The sequence below is a fragment of the Streptomyces sp. NPDC033131 genome (genome assembly GCF_055578365.1).
Map to the genome: position 1 here is coordinate 124415 of NZ_JBVIPA010000016.1, position 13425 is coordinate 137839.

A 13425-nucleotide genomic window follows, 5' to 3' on the forward strand; every position below is an offset into this window, starting at 1 on the left:
ACGCGGCATGCCCGCACCCGTTCCCCGTGCCACGTACAGGTAAAACTCCCGGTGTGCGACCCGTTGACGTACATACCGTCCGGTCAGTACGTTCCCCGGAACCCGGGCCACCCCCTGTTCCGTCCCCCTGTTCCGTCCCCGCACCCATCGGAGTGTGCACGCATGGACACGGCACCTTCCGCCCAGCCGCTCACCCCCACCGCCACCGCCGTCGGCAACCGGCGCCGCGTGGCCACCGCGGCGGCGCTCGCCTCCGCCGTCGAGTGGTACGACTACTTCGTCTTCGGCATCGCCGCCGCCCTCGTGCTCGGCGATCTCTACTTCCCGGCGGGCAGTTCCACCGCCGGCGTACTCGCCGCCTTCGCCACCTTCGCCGTCGGGTTCCTCGCCCGCCCGCTCGGCGGCATCGTCGCCGGACACCTCGGCGACAAGCGCGGCCGCAAGCCGATGCTGGTCCTCGCCCTCACGCTGATGGGCCTGGCCACCACGGGCATCGGCCTGCTCCCGACGTACGACACGATCGGCGTCGCCGCCCCGGTCCTGCTGGTCGCCCTGCGCGTCGTCCAGGGCGTCGCCGGTCGGCGCGCAGTGGGGCGGCGCCATGCTGCTGGCCACCGAGTACGCCCCCGAGGGCAAGCGCGGTGTCTACGGCAGCGTCGTCCAGCTCGGCGTGCCCATCGGCGTGGTGACGGCCAACTCGGTCTTCCTGCTGGCCGGCGCGTTCACCACGGACAGCGAGTTCGCCGCGTGGGCCTGGCGGGTCCCGTTCCTCATCGGCCTGTTCGTGCTCGTCCTCGCCTGGTACATCCACACCAAGGTCGAGGAGACTCCCGAGTTCCGGGAGGCCGAGAAGGCGCTCGCCGAGCAGGAGAAGTCCCAGCAGAGCTCCCCGCTGCGCACGATCCTGCGCGACCACCTCGGCACGGTGCTCCTGGCCGGCGGCTCCTTCGCCGTGAACACCGCGACCTTCTACATCCTCATCACCGGCGTCCTCGACTACACGACCCGCGAGCTCGACATGAAGCGTGGCGCGGTGCTCACCGTCTCGCTCTGCGTCAGCCTCACCCAGCTCGTGCTGATCCCGGTCTCCGCCGCGCTCTCCGACCGCGTCGGCCGCATCCGGATCTACGCCTTCGGCGCCGCCGGCATCGCGCTGTGGGCCGTACCGATGTTCCTGCTGATCGACACCGGTTCGCTGCTGTGGCTCGCGGTCGGCACCTTCGTCGCCAGCTGCTTCCTCAGCATCATGTACGGGCCTCAGGCCGCCCTGTTCGCCGAGCTGTTCACCCCCGAGATGCGCTACACCGGCGCCTCCCTCGGCTACCAGATCGCGGCCGTCTTCGGCGGCGGCCTCGCGCCCTTCCTGATGGTGCTGCTGCTGGAGGCCACGGGCACCTCGATGGCGGTGTCCGGCTACATCATCGGCCTCGCGGTGATCTCCCTGCTCTCCATCAAGGTCCTCGCGGACCGGGCCCGGTCACGCTGACCGCCCGGACGCCTTCTCGGGCCGCGGCTCCGGTACCGCTCCCGGAGCCGCGGCCTTCCGCGTGCGCGAGCGGGACACCGCGACCCCGGCCAGGCACAGCAGACCGCCCGCGAGCGTGAGCGGCCCCGGCACCTCGCCGAGCGCCACCCACGACATCAGGACGACCAGGGCGGGCACGGCGTAGGTGGTCGCGCCCATCCGGCTGGCGGTCGTACGGGCCAGGGCGTAGGCCCAGGTGGTGAAGGCCAGCGCGGTCGGGAACACGCCCAGGTAGACCATGTTGAGGGTCGCCGAGACCGGCGCGCCGGCGGCCTCGTGGACGAGCTGACCGGCGAACGGCAGACACACCACGGCCCCGACCAGACATCCGAACGTCGTCACCTGCAACACGCTCGCCCGGCCGAGGGCGGGCTTCTGCGCCACGACACCGGTCGCGTAGCCGACCGCGGCGAGCAGACACAGCACCACGCCGAGCACCGAGGACCCGCCCTCGCCCGCCATCGACAGCCCGACCGTCACGGCGCCCGCGAACGACACCGCCATCCCCACGAGGAGCCGCGGCGGCATGACGTCCCCCAGCAGCCGCGCGCCGAGCAGCGCGACGAGGACCGGCCCGATGTTCACCACCAGGGCGGCCGTACCGGCGTCCACCTGCTGCTCGCCCCAGTTCAGGGCCACCATGTAGAAGCCGAACCACAGCACCCCGGATATCGCGATCCCCCGCCACGCCGCCCGCGGCGGCAGCCCCTCCCGCCGCAGGAGACAGATCACCCCCAGCGTCAGGGCTCCCGTCAACAGCCGCCCGAGAGCCAGCGCACCGGGCGAGTACGCGGTCCCCGCACTGCGGATCGACACGAAGGCGGAGGCCCACAGCACCACGGTGACCGTGGCGGCGCCGGCGGCGAGCAGTTCCGCGCGGCGGCCCGGCCGGGAGGGGGAGGAGTTCATCATGCTCCAGAGGTTAGGAGGGGACAGGGTCAGGAGTCTCGCGGATTTCGGGCATGACGCTGAGCGCTCCACCCCGGCCTGACTCAGCGCAACGCTTGACTCAGTGCATTGACTCAGCGCAACGCGCCCGCCTCGATACCGAGCAGTTCCGACAGCGCCCGCTCACCCGTCGCCGTCACCTTCACCGCGCGCTCGGAGCCGATGCGCACGCACCAGCCCGCGTCCAGGGCATGCCGGCACAGGGCCGCGCCCGCGACGCCCGCGAGGTGGGGGCGGCGTTCGGTCCAGTCGAGGCAGGCGCGGGCGAGGGGACGGCGGCTCGTGCGGTCGAGGTGGATACCGGCCGCCTCGAACCAGTCGAGGCCCGTGTCCGTGAGCGCGAATCCCACGTCCTGACGCAGCAGTTCGCGCGCGGTCAGGGCGTCGGCGACCGCGATGCCGAGCCGCCCGGCGAGATGGTCGTAGCAGGTGCGGCCCCGGGCCATGGCCGAGCCGGCAGCGGCCTCGCGCAGGTTCCGTGGCCGTACGGCGGCACCGCCCGGGGCCACCTGCGCGGCGAAGTCCTCCACCAGCTGGGCGGTCCGCGCGTCGGCCAGCCGTACGTACCGGTGCCGCCCCTGGCGTTCCTCGGTGAGCAGCCCGCCCGCGACGAGCTTGCCCAGGTGTTCGCTCAGTGTCGACGCGGCCACGCCCGCGTGCCGCGCCAGCTCACCGGCGGTCCACGCCCGCCCGTCCAGCAGGGCGAGCAGACACGTGGCCCGGGTCTCGTCGGCGACGAGAGCGGCGAGAGCGGCCAGCCGGGACGCCCGCGGGTCCTTCGAGGTCATGTTCCCCAGCATGGGACACGGACGGTTCGGCGCTCGCCGAAGTGTCCTACGACGCCCGCCTGACCTGCTCGTACTGCAGGGCCAGCCCGTCCAGCAGGGCCGTCAGCCCGGTCTCGAAGGCCCGCTCGTCGATCTTCTCCTGCTGCTCGGCGAGGAGGTGGGCCTGCCCCAGGTGCGGGTAGTCGGCGGGGTCGTACGCGCTCGCGTCGTCCACGAAGCCGCCGGCGAAGGAACCGAGCGCCGAGCCCATGACGAAGTACCGCATCAGCGCGCCGATGGAGGTGGCCTGCGCCGGCGGCCAGTCGGCCGCGACCATCGCGCCGTAGACGGCGTCGGCGAGGCGGAGTCCGGCCGGGCGCCGGCCGGGGCCGCGGGCCAGCACCGGGACGATGTTCGGGTGGTCGCGCAGGGCCGCCCGGTAGGAGAGCGCCCAGTCGTGCAGCGCGGTCCGCCAGTCCCGGCCGTCCTCGAACATCGACAGGTCGACCTGCGCGCTCACCGAGTCGGCGACCGCCTCCAGGATCTCGTCCTTGGTGCGGAAGTGGTTGTAGAGCGAGGGCCCGCTGACCCCCAGCTCGGCGGCGAGCCGGCGCGTCGAGACGGCCGCCAGGCCCTCCGCGTCCACGAGCACCCGCGCGGTCTCGACGATCCGGTCGGTGCTCAGCAAGGGCTTGCGCGGTCGGGCCATGGCGCACATAGTAGGGCTGCGAGAAGAAACTAGCAGTGCTAATTTAAAGGTACGGTCCTCACGGGCCGTCATCTGTGTCCTCAGTGGGGTGACTCGGCATGAACCTGGAGCTCAGCGAGGAGCAGACCGCCGTACGGCAGCTCGCCAAGGACTTCGTGGACCGCGAGATCGCCCCCCACGTCATCGCCTGGGACCGCGCCGAGGAGGTCGACCGGTCGATCGTCAAGAAGCTCGGCGAGGTCGGCTTCCTGGGGCTGACCATCGACGAGGAGTACGGCGGCTCGGGCGGCGACCATCTCGCGTACTGCCTGGTCACGGAGGAGCTCGGCCGCGGCGACTCGTCCGTGCGCGGCATCGTGTCCGTCTCGCTCGGCCTGGTCGCCAAGACCGTCGCCGCCTGGGGGAGCGAGGAGCACAAGCGGCGGTGGCTGCCGGGCCTCACCTCCGGCGCGTACGTCGGCTGCTTCGGCCTGACCGAGCCGGGCACCGGCTCCGACGCCGGCAACCTCACCACGCGCGCGGTGCGCGACGGCGACGAGTACGTCATCAACGGCACCAAGATGTTCATCACGAACGGCACGTGGGCCGACGTCGTGCTCCTGTTCGCCCGCTCCACCGACGCCCCCGGCCACCAGGGCGTCTCCGCCTTCCTCGTCCCGGCCGACACCCCCGGCCTGTCCCGCCGCACCATCCACGGCAAGCTCGGCCTGCGCGGCCAGGCGACAGCGGAGCTGGTCCTCGAGGACGTGCGCATCCCGGCTTCCGCGCTGCTGGCTCCCGAGGGCAAGGGCTTCTCGGTCGCCATGTCGGCCCTGGCCAAGGGGCGGATGTCGGTGGCCGCGGGCTGCGTCGGCATAGCCCAGGCCGCGCTGGACGTGGCCGTCCGGTACGCGGGCGAGCGCGAGCAGTTCGGCAGGACCATCGCCCACCACCAGCTCGTCCAGGAACTGATCAGCGACATCGCCGTCGACGTGGACGCCGCCCGTCTGCTGACCTGGCGGGTCGCCGACCTGATCGACCGCGGCCTGCCCTTCGCCACCGAGTCCTCCAAAGCCAAGCTCTTCGCCTCCGAGGCGGCCGTGCGCGCCGCGAACAACGCCCTCCAGGTCTTCGGCGGCTACGGCTACATCGACGAGTACCCGGCGGGCAAACTGCTGCGCGACGCCCGCGTGATGACCCTCTACGAGGGCACCAGCCAGATCCAGAAACTGGTCATCGGGCGGGCGCTGACGGGGGTTTCGGCGTTCTGAGGGCTTCTGAGTACGTCTTTGAGTACGTCGGCGGATGTGGCACGGGCCACGTCCGCCGATCCTTGTCCCCATGAGCGACTCACAGGGCAAGCAGCAGAACACGGCCGCCTTCTACGGACAGGCCGTCGCGTCCTTCTCCGTGGCCATGGCGGCCACCGGCATCGGCATCTACAACCTCCACGGCGACGCCTGGGTGCGCGGCTTCCTCGCGATCGCCGTCCTGTACCTGGTGACCTCCACCTTCACCCTCTCCAAGGTGATCCGGGACCGCCAGGACGCGGCGAGCGGGCCGTACCACCCCTTCGAGAAGCGCTGAACCCGTTTCGCGCAGCGCTGAGCGGCCACACTAAGCGCTCGCTCACCTTCGGCGGTATGGTGAGGGTCGTGCCAGTGGAGAGGGGCCAGTGATGAGTACGGCGGAGGAGACGGCCGACGGCGAGACGTCGGCGTGGGGCGAGGTCACGCCCGACGCGGCCCGGAGGCTGCTCGTCGCCGCGGTGGAGGCCTTCGCCGAGCGCGGCTACCACGCCACGACGACCCGCGACATCGCGGGCCGCGCCGGCATGAGCCCGGCCGCGCTCTACATCCACTACAAGACCAAGGAAGAGCTTCTCCACCGCATCAGCAGGATCGGCCACGAGAAGGCCGTGGACATCCTGCGGGTGGCGGCCCGGGGCGGGGGCGGCGCGGCCGAGCGGCTCGCCGACGCCGTGAGCTCCTTCGTCCGCTGGCACGCGGGCGGCCGCACCACCGCGCGGGTCGTGCAGTACGAACTCGACTCCCTCGGCCCGGACGCCCGCGCCGAGATCCTCGCCCTGCGCCGGCAGTGCGACGCCGAGGTGCGCGGCATCATCGAGGACGGTGTGGCGGCGGGCGAGTTCGACGTCCTGGACGTGCGCGGGACCACGCTCGCCGTGCTCTCCCTGTGCGTCGACGTGGCCCGCTGGTTCAACGTCGACGGTTCCCGCACGCCCGACGAGGTCGGCGAGCTCTACGCCGACCTCGTGCTGCGGATGGTGGGGGCGAAGTAGCCGTCCGCCGGCCGGGCACCGGGCGTACTAGACGTAGTAGCGCGAGACGGACTCCGCGACGCACACCGGCTTGTCGCCGCCCTCGCGCTCCACGGTGAAGGCGACGCTCACCTGGACGCCGCCCGGGACGTCGTCGACGCCGGTGATCGTGGCGGTGGAGCGCAGCCGGGAGCCGACCGGGACCGGGGCGGGGAAACGCACCTTGTTCGTCCCGTAGTTGACGCCCATCTTCACGCCCTCGACCTTGATCAGCTGCGGTCCGAAGAGGGGCAGCAGTGACAGCGTGAGGTAGCCGTGCGCGATGGTCGTGCCGAACGGTCCCGCGGCCGCCTTCTCCGGATCGACGTGGATCCACTGGTGGTCGCCGGTCGCCTCCGCGAACAGGTCGATCCGCTTCTGGTCGATCTCCAGCCAGTCGGTGTGCCCCAGCTGCTCGCCCACCGCCGCCTTCAGGTCGTCGACGGACGTGAAGATCCTCGGCTCTGCCATGTCCCGGGCCTCTCGTGTGATGTCTAAGCGACTGCTTAGCATGGTCGGCCGCGCACCCCATGTCAACGGACCGGCGCGATGAGGGGGTGGGTAGGCTTCGAGGGGTGCCCCAGATTCCCGAGAAGATCCACGAGCTCACGGTCGGCCAGCTCGCCGCCCGCAGCGGCGCCGCCGTCTCCGCCCTGCACTTCTACGAGTCCAAGGGCCTGATCAGCAGCCGCCGCACCACGGGCAACCAACGCCGCTACTCCCGGGACGCCCTGCGGCGGGTCGCCTTCGTCCGCGCCGCCCAGCGCGTCGGCATCCCGCTGGCCACCATCCGAGAGGCCCTCGCCCAGCTCCCCGAGGAACGCACCCCCACCCGCGAGGACTGGGCGCACCTCTCCGAGGCGTGGCGCTCCGAGCTCGACGAACGCATCAAGCAGCTCAACCGCCTGCGCGACCACCTCACCGACTGCATCGGCTGCGGCTGCCTCTCCCTGGACACGTGCGTCCTGTCCAACCCGGACGACGTCTTCGGTGAACGGCTGACCGGGTCGAGGCTGATGGCGGAGCAACGGACCGACGGGCCGGCCTAGGGCCTCCGGCGGATCAGGACGCGGGAGATCCGCGGCGCCTCATCGACGCAGGTGAGCGGGGCCCGGTGCGTCGAGCTGCACGGCGGAGGAGGGCGTCGACGCGATGGGGCCCCCCGCGCGGGCGAAGTCGAGAGTGGGGGAGTCGGCAACCGACGACAACACCGCAGACCGGCATGCCAGGCCCCGCCTCCGCGGCATGATCCGCCGGAAAGGCCCTGGCCGCCGGCCCCGTTCCCGCTACGAGGAGCGCTGGGCCCACGCGTACTGGGCCAGCCCCTCCGCCACCAACCGGGCGTTCGACAAGGCCCGTTGTCCGTCGGGCATGAGCAGGGTGTCCTCCAGGCCCACTCGGGTCGCCAGTCCCAGCCGCCCGGCCAGCCGCAGCACCGGCCACGCGCCGGCGTCCTCACCGTGCAGCAGCACCGGGCGGCCGTGTGCGGTGCCCAGGTCGGCCAGCAGCGCACGTGCGGTGTCCTCGGCCGTCTCGGCTGCCGGGTCCGTCACCTCCGCGAGGACCCGCAGCACTTTCGGGCCGAGCGGCGAGACGGCGAACCTCGCCGCCGCGTCCGTACCCGACCAGATGCCGGCCTCCACGCCCACCCCGAGGCCGATCAGGGCGGCGGCGACCTCCTCGGCGCCCGGCTCGTGCCAGTTGACCGAGGCGTGGTCCGGCAGCACGGTCCAGCTCCGGACGCGCTCCAGGCGGGCCGCCGGATCCGGCTCGGTCCAGGCGCCCGTGGTCACACCGACCGGCACCGGCACCCGCGCGCGTATCGCCTCGAGCGTCGCCGCCACCACCCGCGGCGACAGACTGTCCTGACCGCACGGCGTCTTGGGGTGGACATGGACGTCCGTGGCCCCGGCCGCGACGGCTTCGGCCGCGGACTCGGCCGACGCCTGCGGTGTGAGCGGCACCATCGCACCGTCGGCGGCCCCTCGGGGCCCGTTGAGACACACCTGCACCATGCCTCGATGGTGCCAGGCACCTCTGACAAAACAGGGGGTGCGGCATCCCCGGCGCACCCCCGCACGCACGGTTCCTGGGTTCGGTTCGGTTCGGTCGGTTCGGTCAGGCCGACACAAGCAGCCGTCCGCGCCTGGCGTCCGCCAGGGCCTCGGGTGTGAGAACGGGCCGCGGTACGAGAATTCCGCAGTCCGTGCAGACCGGACCGGTGGAGGGTTCGTGGTCCAGTTCGTACTTCCAGACGAGGCGTTCCGCGCCGCACACCGGGCACTCGGCGCCCGGCTCCCGCTCCAGCGCGGAGATCAGCCGGCGCAGCACTTCCGCCAGCGGCTCGTGCGGATGGACGCGCGGGTCGTCGCACCAGGCGACTCCGAAGCCGCCCCAGGTCAGCCGGTGCCAGTCGTCCACGCTGCCGGGCCTGCGCAGCCCGTCGTGCTTTTCCTTCTTGCGTCGCTCGGCGAACCCGACCTCGTAGGCCAGCCAGACCGAACGCGCCTCTTCCAACTCCTCCAGTGCGGCCACGAGCCGCGCTGGGTCGGGGGACCGGTCCTCGGGGCCGAACCCGGCCCGGGAGCACAAGTGGTCCCAGGTCGCCCTGTGTCCGTAAGGAGCGAACCGTTCAAGGCACTTGCGCAGCGAATAACGCCGGAGCGCCAGATCGCACCGCGGATCGCGCACCTGTCTCGCCAGACTCCGGAAACCGGCCATCGCCCTGCACCTCCGTCACACCTGTAGCTGTACTTCGGTCACTTCGGCGTCGTCGTTCGGACGTCGCCGAATAGACGTATCGACAAGCGATTTGGCTCCATCCGATTTCCGATGACTCCCATAAGCGATGTCGCCGACTCTGATAAGTGACGCATGTTCACCTTCAATCCCGGGGATACCGGCGGTAACGTCCGGCCCATCCCCGTCGGTAGGAGCTGCCATGCCACGGCGCACCTCACGCACCGTCCTCGACACACTGAGAACTCCCGGCGGATTCACCGGGTTCCTGAAGAGCGCAACGGTATGCGTCCTGATCGCCGGTCTCTTGTCACCGCTTTCCCAGGCGGCCGCGGCGGCCAAGTCCGAGGCGGTGGGGGCGGCGGCGGCCAACGACCACTGCGGGGGCCGGTGTTCCGACATCCTGCCGCCGGGCCAGAACGGCAACGCCACCCTCGCGCAGATCCTGCTCAACCAGGCGTTCGGCGCCCAGCCCGACCACGCCGGGGACCAGCTCGGCCCGTACGCCAACCTGGCGAAGGGCTATCCCTCGCTCACCGATGCCACGATCAACTCCTTCTTCAACGACGCGTCTTTCGGGGTCTCGGCCGATCAGGTCGCCTCCACGGTCAAGCCCGCCGGTCGCGGCGACGTGACGATCGTCCGCGACAAGAAGACGGGCGTACCGCACATCACCGGTACCACCAGATACGGCACGGAGTTCGGAGCGGGCTATGCCGCGGCCGAGGACCGGCTGTGGCTCATGGACGTCTTCCGGCACGTCGGACGCGGTCAGCTCACCTCCTTCGCGGGCGGTGACCCGTCCAACCAGGGCCTGGAGCAGCAGTTCTGGCGCACCGCCCCGTACACCGAGGCCGAGCTCCAGGCCCAGATCGACAACGCGGTCACCACGAACGGCGCCCGCGGGCAGCAGGCCCTCGCCGACGTCAACGCCTACGTCGCCGGCATCAACGCCTACATCGACGCCTCCGACAGGGGCCGCTCCTTCCCCGGCGAGTACGTCCTGACCGGCCACAAGGACTCCGTCACCAACGCCGGCACGATCGACCACTTCAAACCCACCGACCTGGTCGCGCTGGCCTCCGTCATCGGCGCGCTCTTCGGCTCAGGAGGCGGCGGCGAGGTCGACAACGCGCTGTCCCTGCTCGCCGCGCAGCAGAAGTACGGGGTGACCGAGGGCACCAGGGTCTGGGAGTCCTTCCGCGAGCGCAACGACCCCGAGGCGGTCCTCACCCTCCACGACGGCAGCTTCCCCTACGCCACCAAGCCCGCCGACCCGCAAGGGCTGGCCCTGCCCGACGCCGGCTCGGTGACCGAGGAGCAACTGGTCCACGACCGCACCGGCAGCGCGGCCACGTCGAGCGCCACCGGCGTCTCCGCCACGGCCGCGAAGACCGCCGTCACCTCGGCCAGGCGAGGCATGTCCAACGCCCTCGTGGTGAGCGGCGAACACACCGCGAGCGGCAACCCGGTCGCCGTGTTCGGCCCGCAGACCGGCTACTTCGCACCGCAGCTGCTCATGCTCCAGGAGATCCAGGGCCCCGGCCTCAGCGCCCGCGGCGCCTCCTTCGCCGGCCTGAGCATGTACGTCGAACTCGGCCGCGGCCAGGACTACGCGTGGAGTGCCACCACCTCCGGCCAGGACATCATCGACTCGTACGCCGTGGAGCTGTGCCAGGACGACCATCACTACCTGTACCGCGGCACCTGCACGGCGATGGAGAAGATCGAGCAGAAGAACGCCTGGACCCCGACCACGGCCGACGGCACCGCGGCCGGCTCGTACACGATGCGGGTGTGGCGTACGAAGTACGGCCCCGTGGAGTACCGCGCGACGGTCGGCGGCAAGAAGGTCGCCTACACCACCCTGCGCTCCTCCTTCATGCACGAGGCCGACTCGATCATCGGCTTCCAGATGCTGAACGACCCGGACTACGTCAACAGCCCGCAGACCTTCCAGTCCGCGGTGCAGCACGTCAACTACACGTTCAACTGGTTCTACGCCGACTCCGAGCACACCGCGTACTACAACAGCGGCGACAACCCGGTGCGCGCGGCCGGCGTCGACGCGGAGTTCCCGGTGTGGGCGCGGCCGGCGTACGAGTGGCGTAACTGGGACCCGACGACGAACACCGCCCAGTACACGCCGGCCTCGGCCCACCCGAACTCGATCGACCAGGACTACTACGTCTCCTGGAACAACAAGCAGGCCAAGGACTACACGACCGCCTCCTGGGGCGACGGCTCGGTCCACCGCGGCAACCTCCTCGACGACCGGGTGAAGAAGCTGGTCGCCGCGGGCGGGGTCACCCGGTCCTCGCTGGTGAAGGCCATGGCCGACGCCGGGCTGGCCGACCTCAGGGCACAGGACGTGCTGCCGGACCTCCTGAAGGTGGTCAACAGCTCGCCGGTGACCGACTCGGCGGCCGCGGCGGCGGTGAGCAGACTCCAGGCGTGGCTGACCGCGGGCGCCAGGCGGACCGAGACGACGGCCGGTTCGAAGAAGTACGCCGACGCCGACGCGATCCGCATCCTGGACGCGTGGTGGCCGCTGCTGGTGAAGGCCGAGTTCCAACCGGGCCTCGGCAGCGACCTGTACACGGCCTTCACCCGCAACCTGCCCGTCGACGAGACCCCGTCGGCCGCCCACGGCCCGACCGGCGCGCACGCCGGAAGCTCCTTCCAGTACGGCTGGTGGAGTTACGTCGACAAGGACATCAGGGCCGTGCTGGGCGAGCCGGTCCAGGGACCGCTCGCGGACAAGTACTGCGGCGGCGGCAGCCTCACCGCCTGCCGGGACGCCCTCGTCAGCACCCTGAAGGAGGCGGCCGGCAAGACGGCGGCCCAGGTCTACCCCGGTGACGGCCTGTGCTCGGCGGGCGACCAGTGGTGCGCCGACTCGATCGTCCAGCGCACGCTGGGCGGCATCAGGCACGGCAACATCAGCTGGCAGAACCGGCCGACGTTCCAGCAGGTCGTGGAGTTCACGTCACACCGGTAGGCCACGGACGGCGGCGGGTCAGCGGATGCGGCCCGCCGCCACCACCAGCTGCGCCAGCTCCCGGTGCAGGATGTCGCTGTGCGCGCCGGACGGCGGCCCACCCCGTTTGACCACCTCGGCCGCGTCGACGTTGACGCACCCCGAGACGGGCAGCCTTCCCTTCAACGCGGCCGCGAGCCCGAACGCCCGCGTGTCCGGCACGGCCTGCACGCCGTCGTACCCCATCGCCCCCCACTTGGCACTGAGCCCTCGGGCGATGGCCGGTCCGGCGGCGGCTCCCTGCGCGTCGCCCGCCATCCGCGAGGCCAGGGGGTAGATCGTCCCGAGAGCCGAGTCGTGCCGGGAGTGACAGCACACCAGAGGGCCGTCGATCCGCAGGTGCTGTCCCTGGAGGACGCCTCCCGCGCGCGGGTCGTGCGGCAGCCGGGCGGCGAACGCGTAATGGGAGAAGGCCCCTTGGAGCAGGGTCACCGACTTCACGGTGTGCACGCCCTCCGGCAGTCCGCGCAGCGCGAACGACACCAGCCGTGCGCCGAAGCTGTGGCCCACCAGGTGCACCCGCACATGCGGCGCCTTCGCGGCCAACCGCCCGACCACCCGACCCAGTCCGCGCTCGCCGACGGTCCCCGCGCGCCGTTTCATGGCGTAGTACGTCGCCTGCCGCAGCAGCTCGTGCGCGCCCTCCCACGGGTTGGGCAACGAGAGCCGCGCCGCCTCGCCGGGCGATTCGAACGCCGCCGGCGCCCGGGCGAACTCCTCGCAGATCTCCGCGGTGGACCCCGAGAACATCAACGGCTCGCTCTGCGGCACCCCTTCCGCCAGCGTGTCCGCGGCGAACAGCGCCTGCGGCCCCGGCGGTACCACGTCCACCAGCAGCCGTACCAGCCGCCCGAACTCCTCCAGTTCGGCCTCCTCGCGCGGCTGCTGGTCCAGCATCCGCGCGATCTGGTCGATGACGGTCGCCCGCCCGGGGAAGGTCTCCAGCAGCGCGTGCCGGGTGTCCTTGTCGAGCGCCGGCCGCGGGGGCATCTCGGCGGCCACGTCCCGCGGGAAGTCGGGGATCGGCTCGTCCGAGAACCGCATCGACGGCCAGACGACACCGACGAACCCGAGCCCGGCCGCCGGGGCGAGCGCCGGAATGGGCGCGAAGAAGCGGCTGTAGAGCCGGGTCGCCCCCGAACGGTCGCTGTTCCAGCCGTGAGCGAAGACGACGAGGTGACGGACGCCGTGCTCGGCGACCCCGGCGAACAGCCGGTCCCGCTTCCCGCCGTCCGTGTCCCCGTCCGCGTCGAAGGTGAGCTCCCAGTACGGACTCACGCTCATTGCCGGCTCTGCCATGACAGGCCCCCTCGTCCCCCGGAGTGGTGCGATGTGGGCGCATCGTCCTGCTGCCGTTCGGGGTTGGCCATACGTCATGACTCATCCGGGTGATACATC

12 protein-coding genes and 1 pseudogene are annotated in these 13425 nt (G+C 71.5%); 6 read left to right on the top strand and 7 right to left on the bottom strand.

Annotated features, from left to right (window positions below; all coding sequences use genetic code 11):
* The first annotated feature begins 162 nt into the window (after positions 1-162).
* Positions 163-1486: pseudogene (locus tag ACZ5XS_RS21770) on the top strand (MFS transporter).
* Here the strand turns inward: ACZ5XS_RS21770 and ACZ5XS_RS21775 are convergent.
* The 3 genes from ACZ5XS_RS21775 to ACZ5XS_RS21785 all read right to left on the bottom strand — a co-directional run bounded on the left by ACZ5XS_RS21775 (position 1478) and on the right by ACZ5XS_RS21785 (position 3949).
* Entirely contained in the window at positions 1478-2437 is a 960-nt protein-coding gene (locus tag ACZ5XS_RS21775) for a DMT family transporter (RefSeq protein ID WP_468653678.1), read from the bottom strand. The pseudogene ACZ5XS_RS21770 and the gene ACZ5XS_RS21775 sit on opposite strands and share 9 nt — an antisense overlap.
* Before the next feature lie 110 nt (positions 2438-2547).
* On the bottom strand, positions 2548-3261 hold the full coding sequence (locus ACZ5XS_RS21780; RefSeq protein WP_468653680.1) for an ArsR/SmtB family transcription factor: 714 nt from the start codon (positions 3259-3261) through the stop codon (positions 2548-2550).
* Positions 3262-3307: 46 nt separating this feature from the next.
* Positions 3308-3949, bottom strand: coding sequence for a TetR/AcrR family transcriptional regulator (locus ACZ5XS_RS21785; RefSeq protein ID WP_217238858.1), 642 nt, complete (start codon positions 3947-3949; stop codon positions 3308-3310).
* Positions 3950-4047: 98 nt separating this feature from the next.
* Here ACZ5XS_RS21785 and ACZ5XS_RS21790 point away from each other — a divergent pair, with 98 nt between their 5' ends.
* From ACZ5XS_RS21790 to ACZ5XS_RS21800, 3 genes are all read left to right on the top strand, one after another.
* Complete coding sequence (locus ACZ5XS_RS21790; RefSeq protein ID WP_468653682.1) at positions 4048-5199, top strand: acyl-CoA dehydrogenase family protein; 1152 nt, start codon at positions 4048-4050, stop codon at positions 5197-5199.
* A gap of 70 nt (positions 5200-5269) precedes the next feature.
* Positions 5270-5515 (top strand): YiaA/YiaB family inner membrane protein, encoded by a 246-nt coding sequence (locus ACZ5XS_RS21795; RefSeq protein ID WP_468653684.1) that lies wholly within the window; start codon positions 5270-5272, stop codon positions 5513-5515.
* Between the two features lie 91 nt (positions 5516-5606).
* On the top strand, positions 5607-6230 hold the full coding sequence (locus ACZ5XS_RS21800) for a TetR/AcrR family transcriptional regulator (protein WP_468653686.1): 624 nt from the start codon (positions 5607-5609) through the stop codon (positions 6228-6230).
* A 27-nt stretch (positions 6231-6257) separates the two neighbouring features.
* Here the strand turns inward: ACZ5XS_RS21800 and ACZ5XS_RS21805 are convergent, their stop codons facing one another.
* Complete coding sequence (locus ACZ5XS_RS21805) at positions 6258-6719, bottom strand: MaoC family dehydratase (RefSeq protein WP_217238862.1); 462 nt, start codon at positions 6717-6719, stop codon at positions 6258-6260.
* Positions 6720-6823: 104 nt separating this feature from the next.
* Between ACZ5XS_RS21805 and soxR the strand changes: the two genes are divergently transcribed.
* The gene (gene soxR / locus ACZ5XS_RS21810; RefSeq protein ID WP_468653688.1) at positions 6824-7297 is read left to right on the top strand and encodes a redox-sensitive transcriptional activator SoxR; all 474 of its coding nucleotides are present in this window, start codon (positions 6824-6826) and stop codon (positions 7295-7297) included.
* Positions 7298-7534: 237 nt separating this feature from the next.
* Here the strand turns inward: soxR and ACZ5XS_RS21815 are convergent, their stop codons facing one another.
* Positions 7535-8263 carry a 3-keto-5-aminohexanoate cleavage protein gene (locus ACZ5XS_RS21815; protein WP_468653690.1) on the bottom strand — a complete coding sequence of 243 codons (729 nt, stop codon included), beginning with the start codon at positions 8261-8263 and terminating at the stop codon, positions 7535-7537.
* A 103-nt stretch (positions 8264-8366) separates the two neighbouring features.
* On the bottom strand, positions 8367-8969 hold the full coding sequence (locus tag ACZ5XS_RS21820; RefSeq protein WP_468653692.1) for a hypothetical protein: 603 nt from the start codon (positions 8967-8969) through the stop codon (positions 8367-8369).
* Between the two features lie 220 nt (positions 8970-9189).
* Between ACZ5XS_RS21820 and ACZ5XS_RS21825 the strand changes: the two genes are divergently transcribed.
* Complete coding sequence (locus ACZ5XS_RS21825; RefSeq protein ID WP_468653694.1) at positions 9190-11988, top strand: penicillin acylase family protein; 2799 nt, start codon at positions 9190-9192, stop codon at positions 11986-11988.
* Between the two features lie 18 nt (positions 11989-12006).
* Here the strand turns inward: ACZ5XS_RS21825 and ACZ5XS_RS21830 are convergent, their stop codons facing one another.
* Positions 12007-13326 (bottom strand): serine-threonine protein kinase, encoded by a 1320-nt coding sequence (locus ACZ5XS_RS21830; RefSeq protein ID WP_468653696.1) that lies wholly within the window; start codon positions 13324-13326, stop codon positions 12007-12009.
* Positions 13327-13425: the final 99 nt, after the last annotated feature.

What these genes read in the sequence shown, in the direction of transcription:
- ACZ5XS_RS21795 (WP_468653684.1), top strand. Translation starts at nt 5,270, where the DNA reads ATGAGCGACTCACAGGGCAAGCAGCAGAACACGGCCGCCTTCTACGGA.
- ACZ5XS_RS21780 (WP_468653680.1), bottom strand. Translation starts at nt 3,261, where the DNA reads ATGACCTCGAAGGACCCGCGGGCGTCCCGGCTGGCCGCTCTCGCCGCT.
- ACZ5XS_RS21790 (WP_468653682.1), top strand. Translation starts at nt 4,048, where the DNA reads ATGAACCTGGAGCTCAGCGAGGAGCAGACCGCCGTACGGCAGCTCGCC.
- ACZ5XS_RS21815 (WP_468653690.1), bottom strand. Translation starts at nt 8,263, where the DNA reads ATGGTGCAGGTGTGTCTCAACGGGCCCCGAGGGGCCGCCGACGGTGCG.
- ACZ5XS_RS21820 (WP_468653692.1), bottom strand. Translation starts at nt 8,969, where the DNA reads ATGGCCGGTTTCCGGAGTCTGGCGAGACAGGTGCGCGATCCGCGGTGC.
- ACZ5XS_RS21805 (WP_217238862.1), bottom strand. Translation starts at nt 6,719, where the DNA reads ATGGCAGAGCCGAGGATCTTCACGTCCGTCGACGACCTGAAGGCGGCG.
- ACZ5XS_RS21775 (WP_468653678.1), bottom strand. Translation starts at nt 2,437, where the DNA reads ATGATGAACTCCTCCCCCTCCCGGCCGGGCCGCCGCGCGGAACTGCTC.
- ACZ5XS_RS21800 (WP_468653686.1), top strand. Translation starts at nt 5,607, where the DNA reads ATGAGTACGGCGGAGGAGACGGCCGACGGCGAGACGTCGGCGTGGGGC.
- ACZ5XS_RS21785 (WP_217238858.1), bottom strand. Translation starts at nt 3,949, where the DNA reads ATGGCCCGACCGCGCAAGCCCTTGCTGAGCACCGACCGGATCGTCGAG.
- ACZ5XS_RS21825 (WP_468653694.1), top strand. Translation starts at nt 9,190, where the DNA reads ATGCCACGGCGCACCTCACGCACCGTCCTCGACACACTGAGAACTCCC.
- ACZ5XS_RS21830 (WP_468653696.1), bottom strand. Translation starts at nt 13,326, where the DNA reads ATGGCAGAGCCGGCAATGAGCGTGAGTCCGTACTGGGAGCTCACCTTC.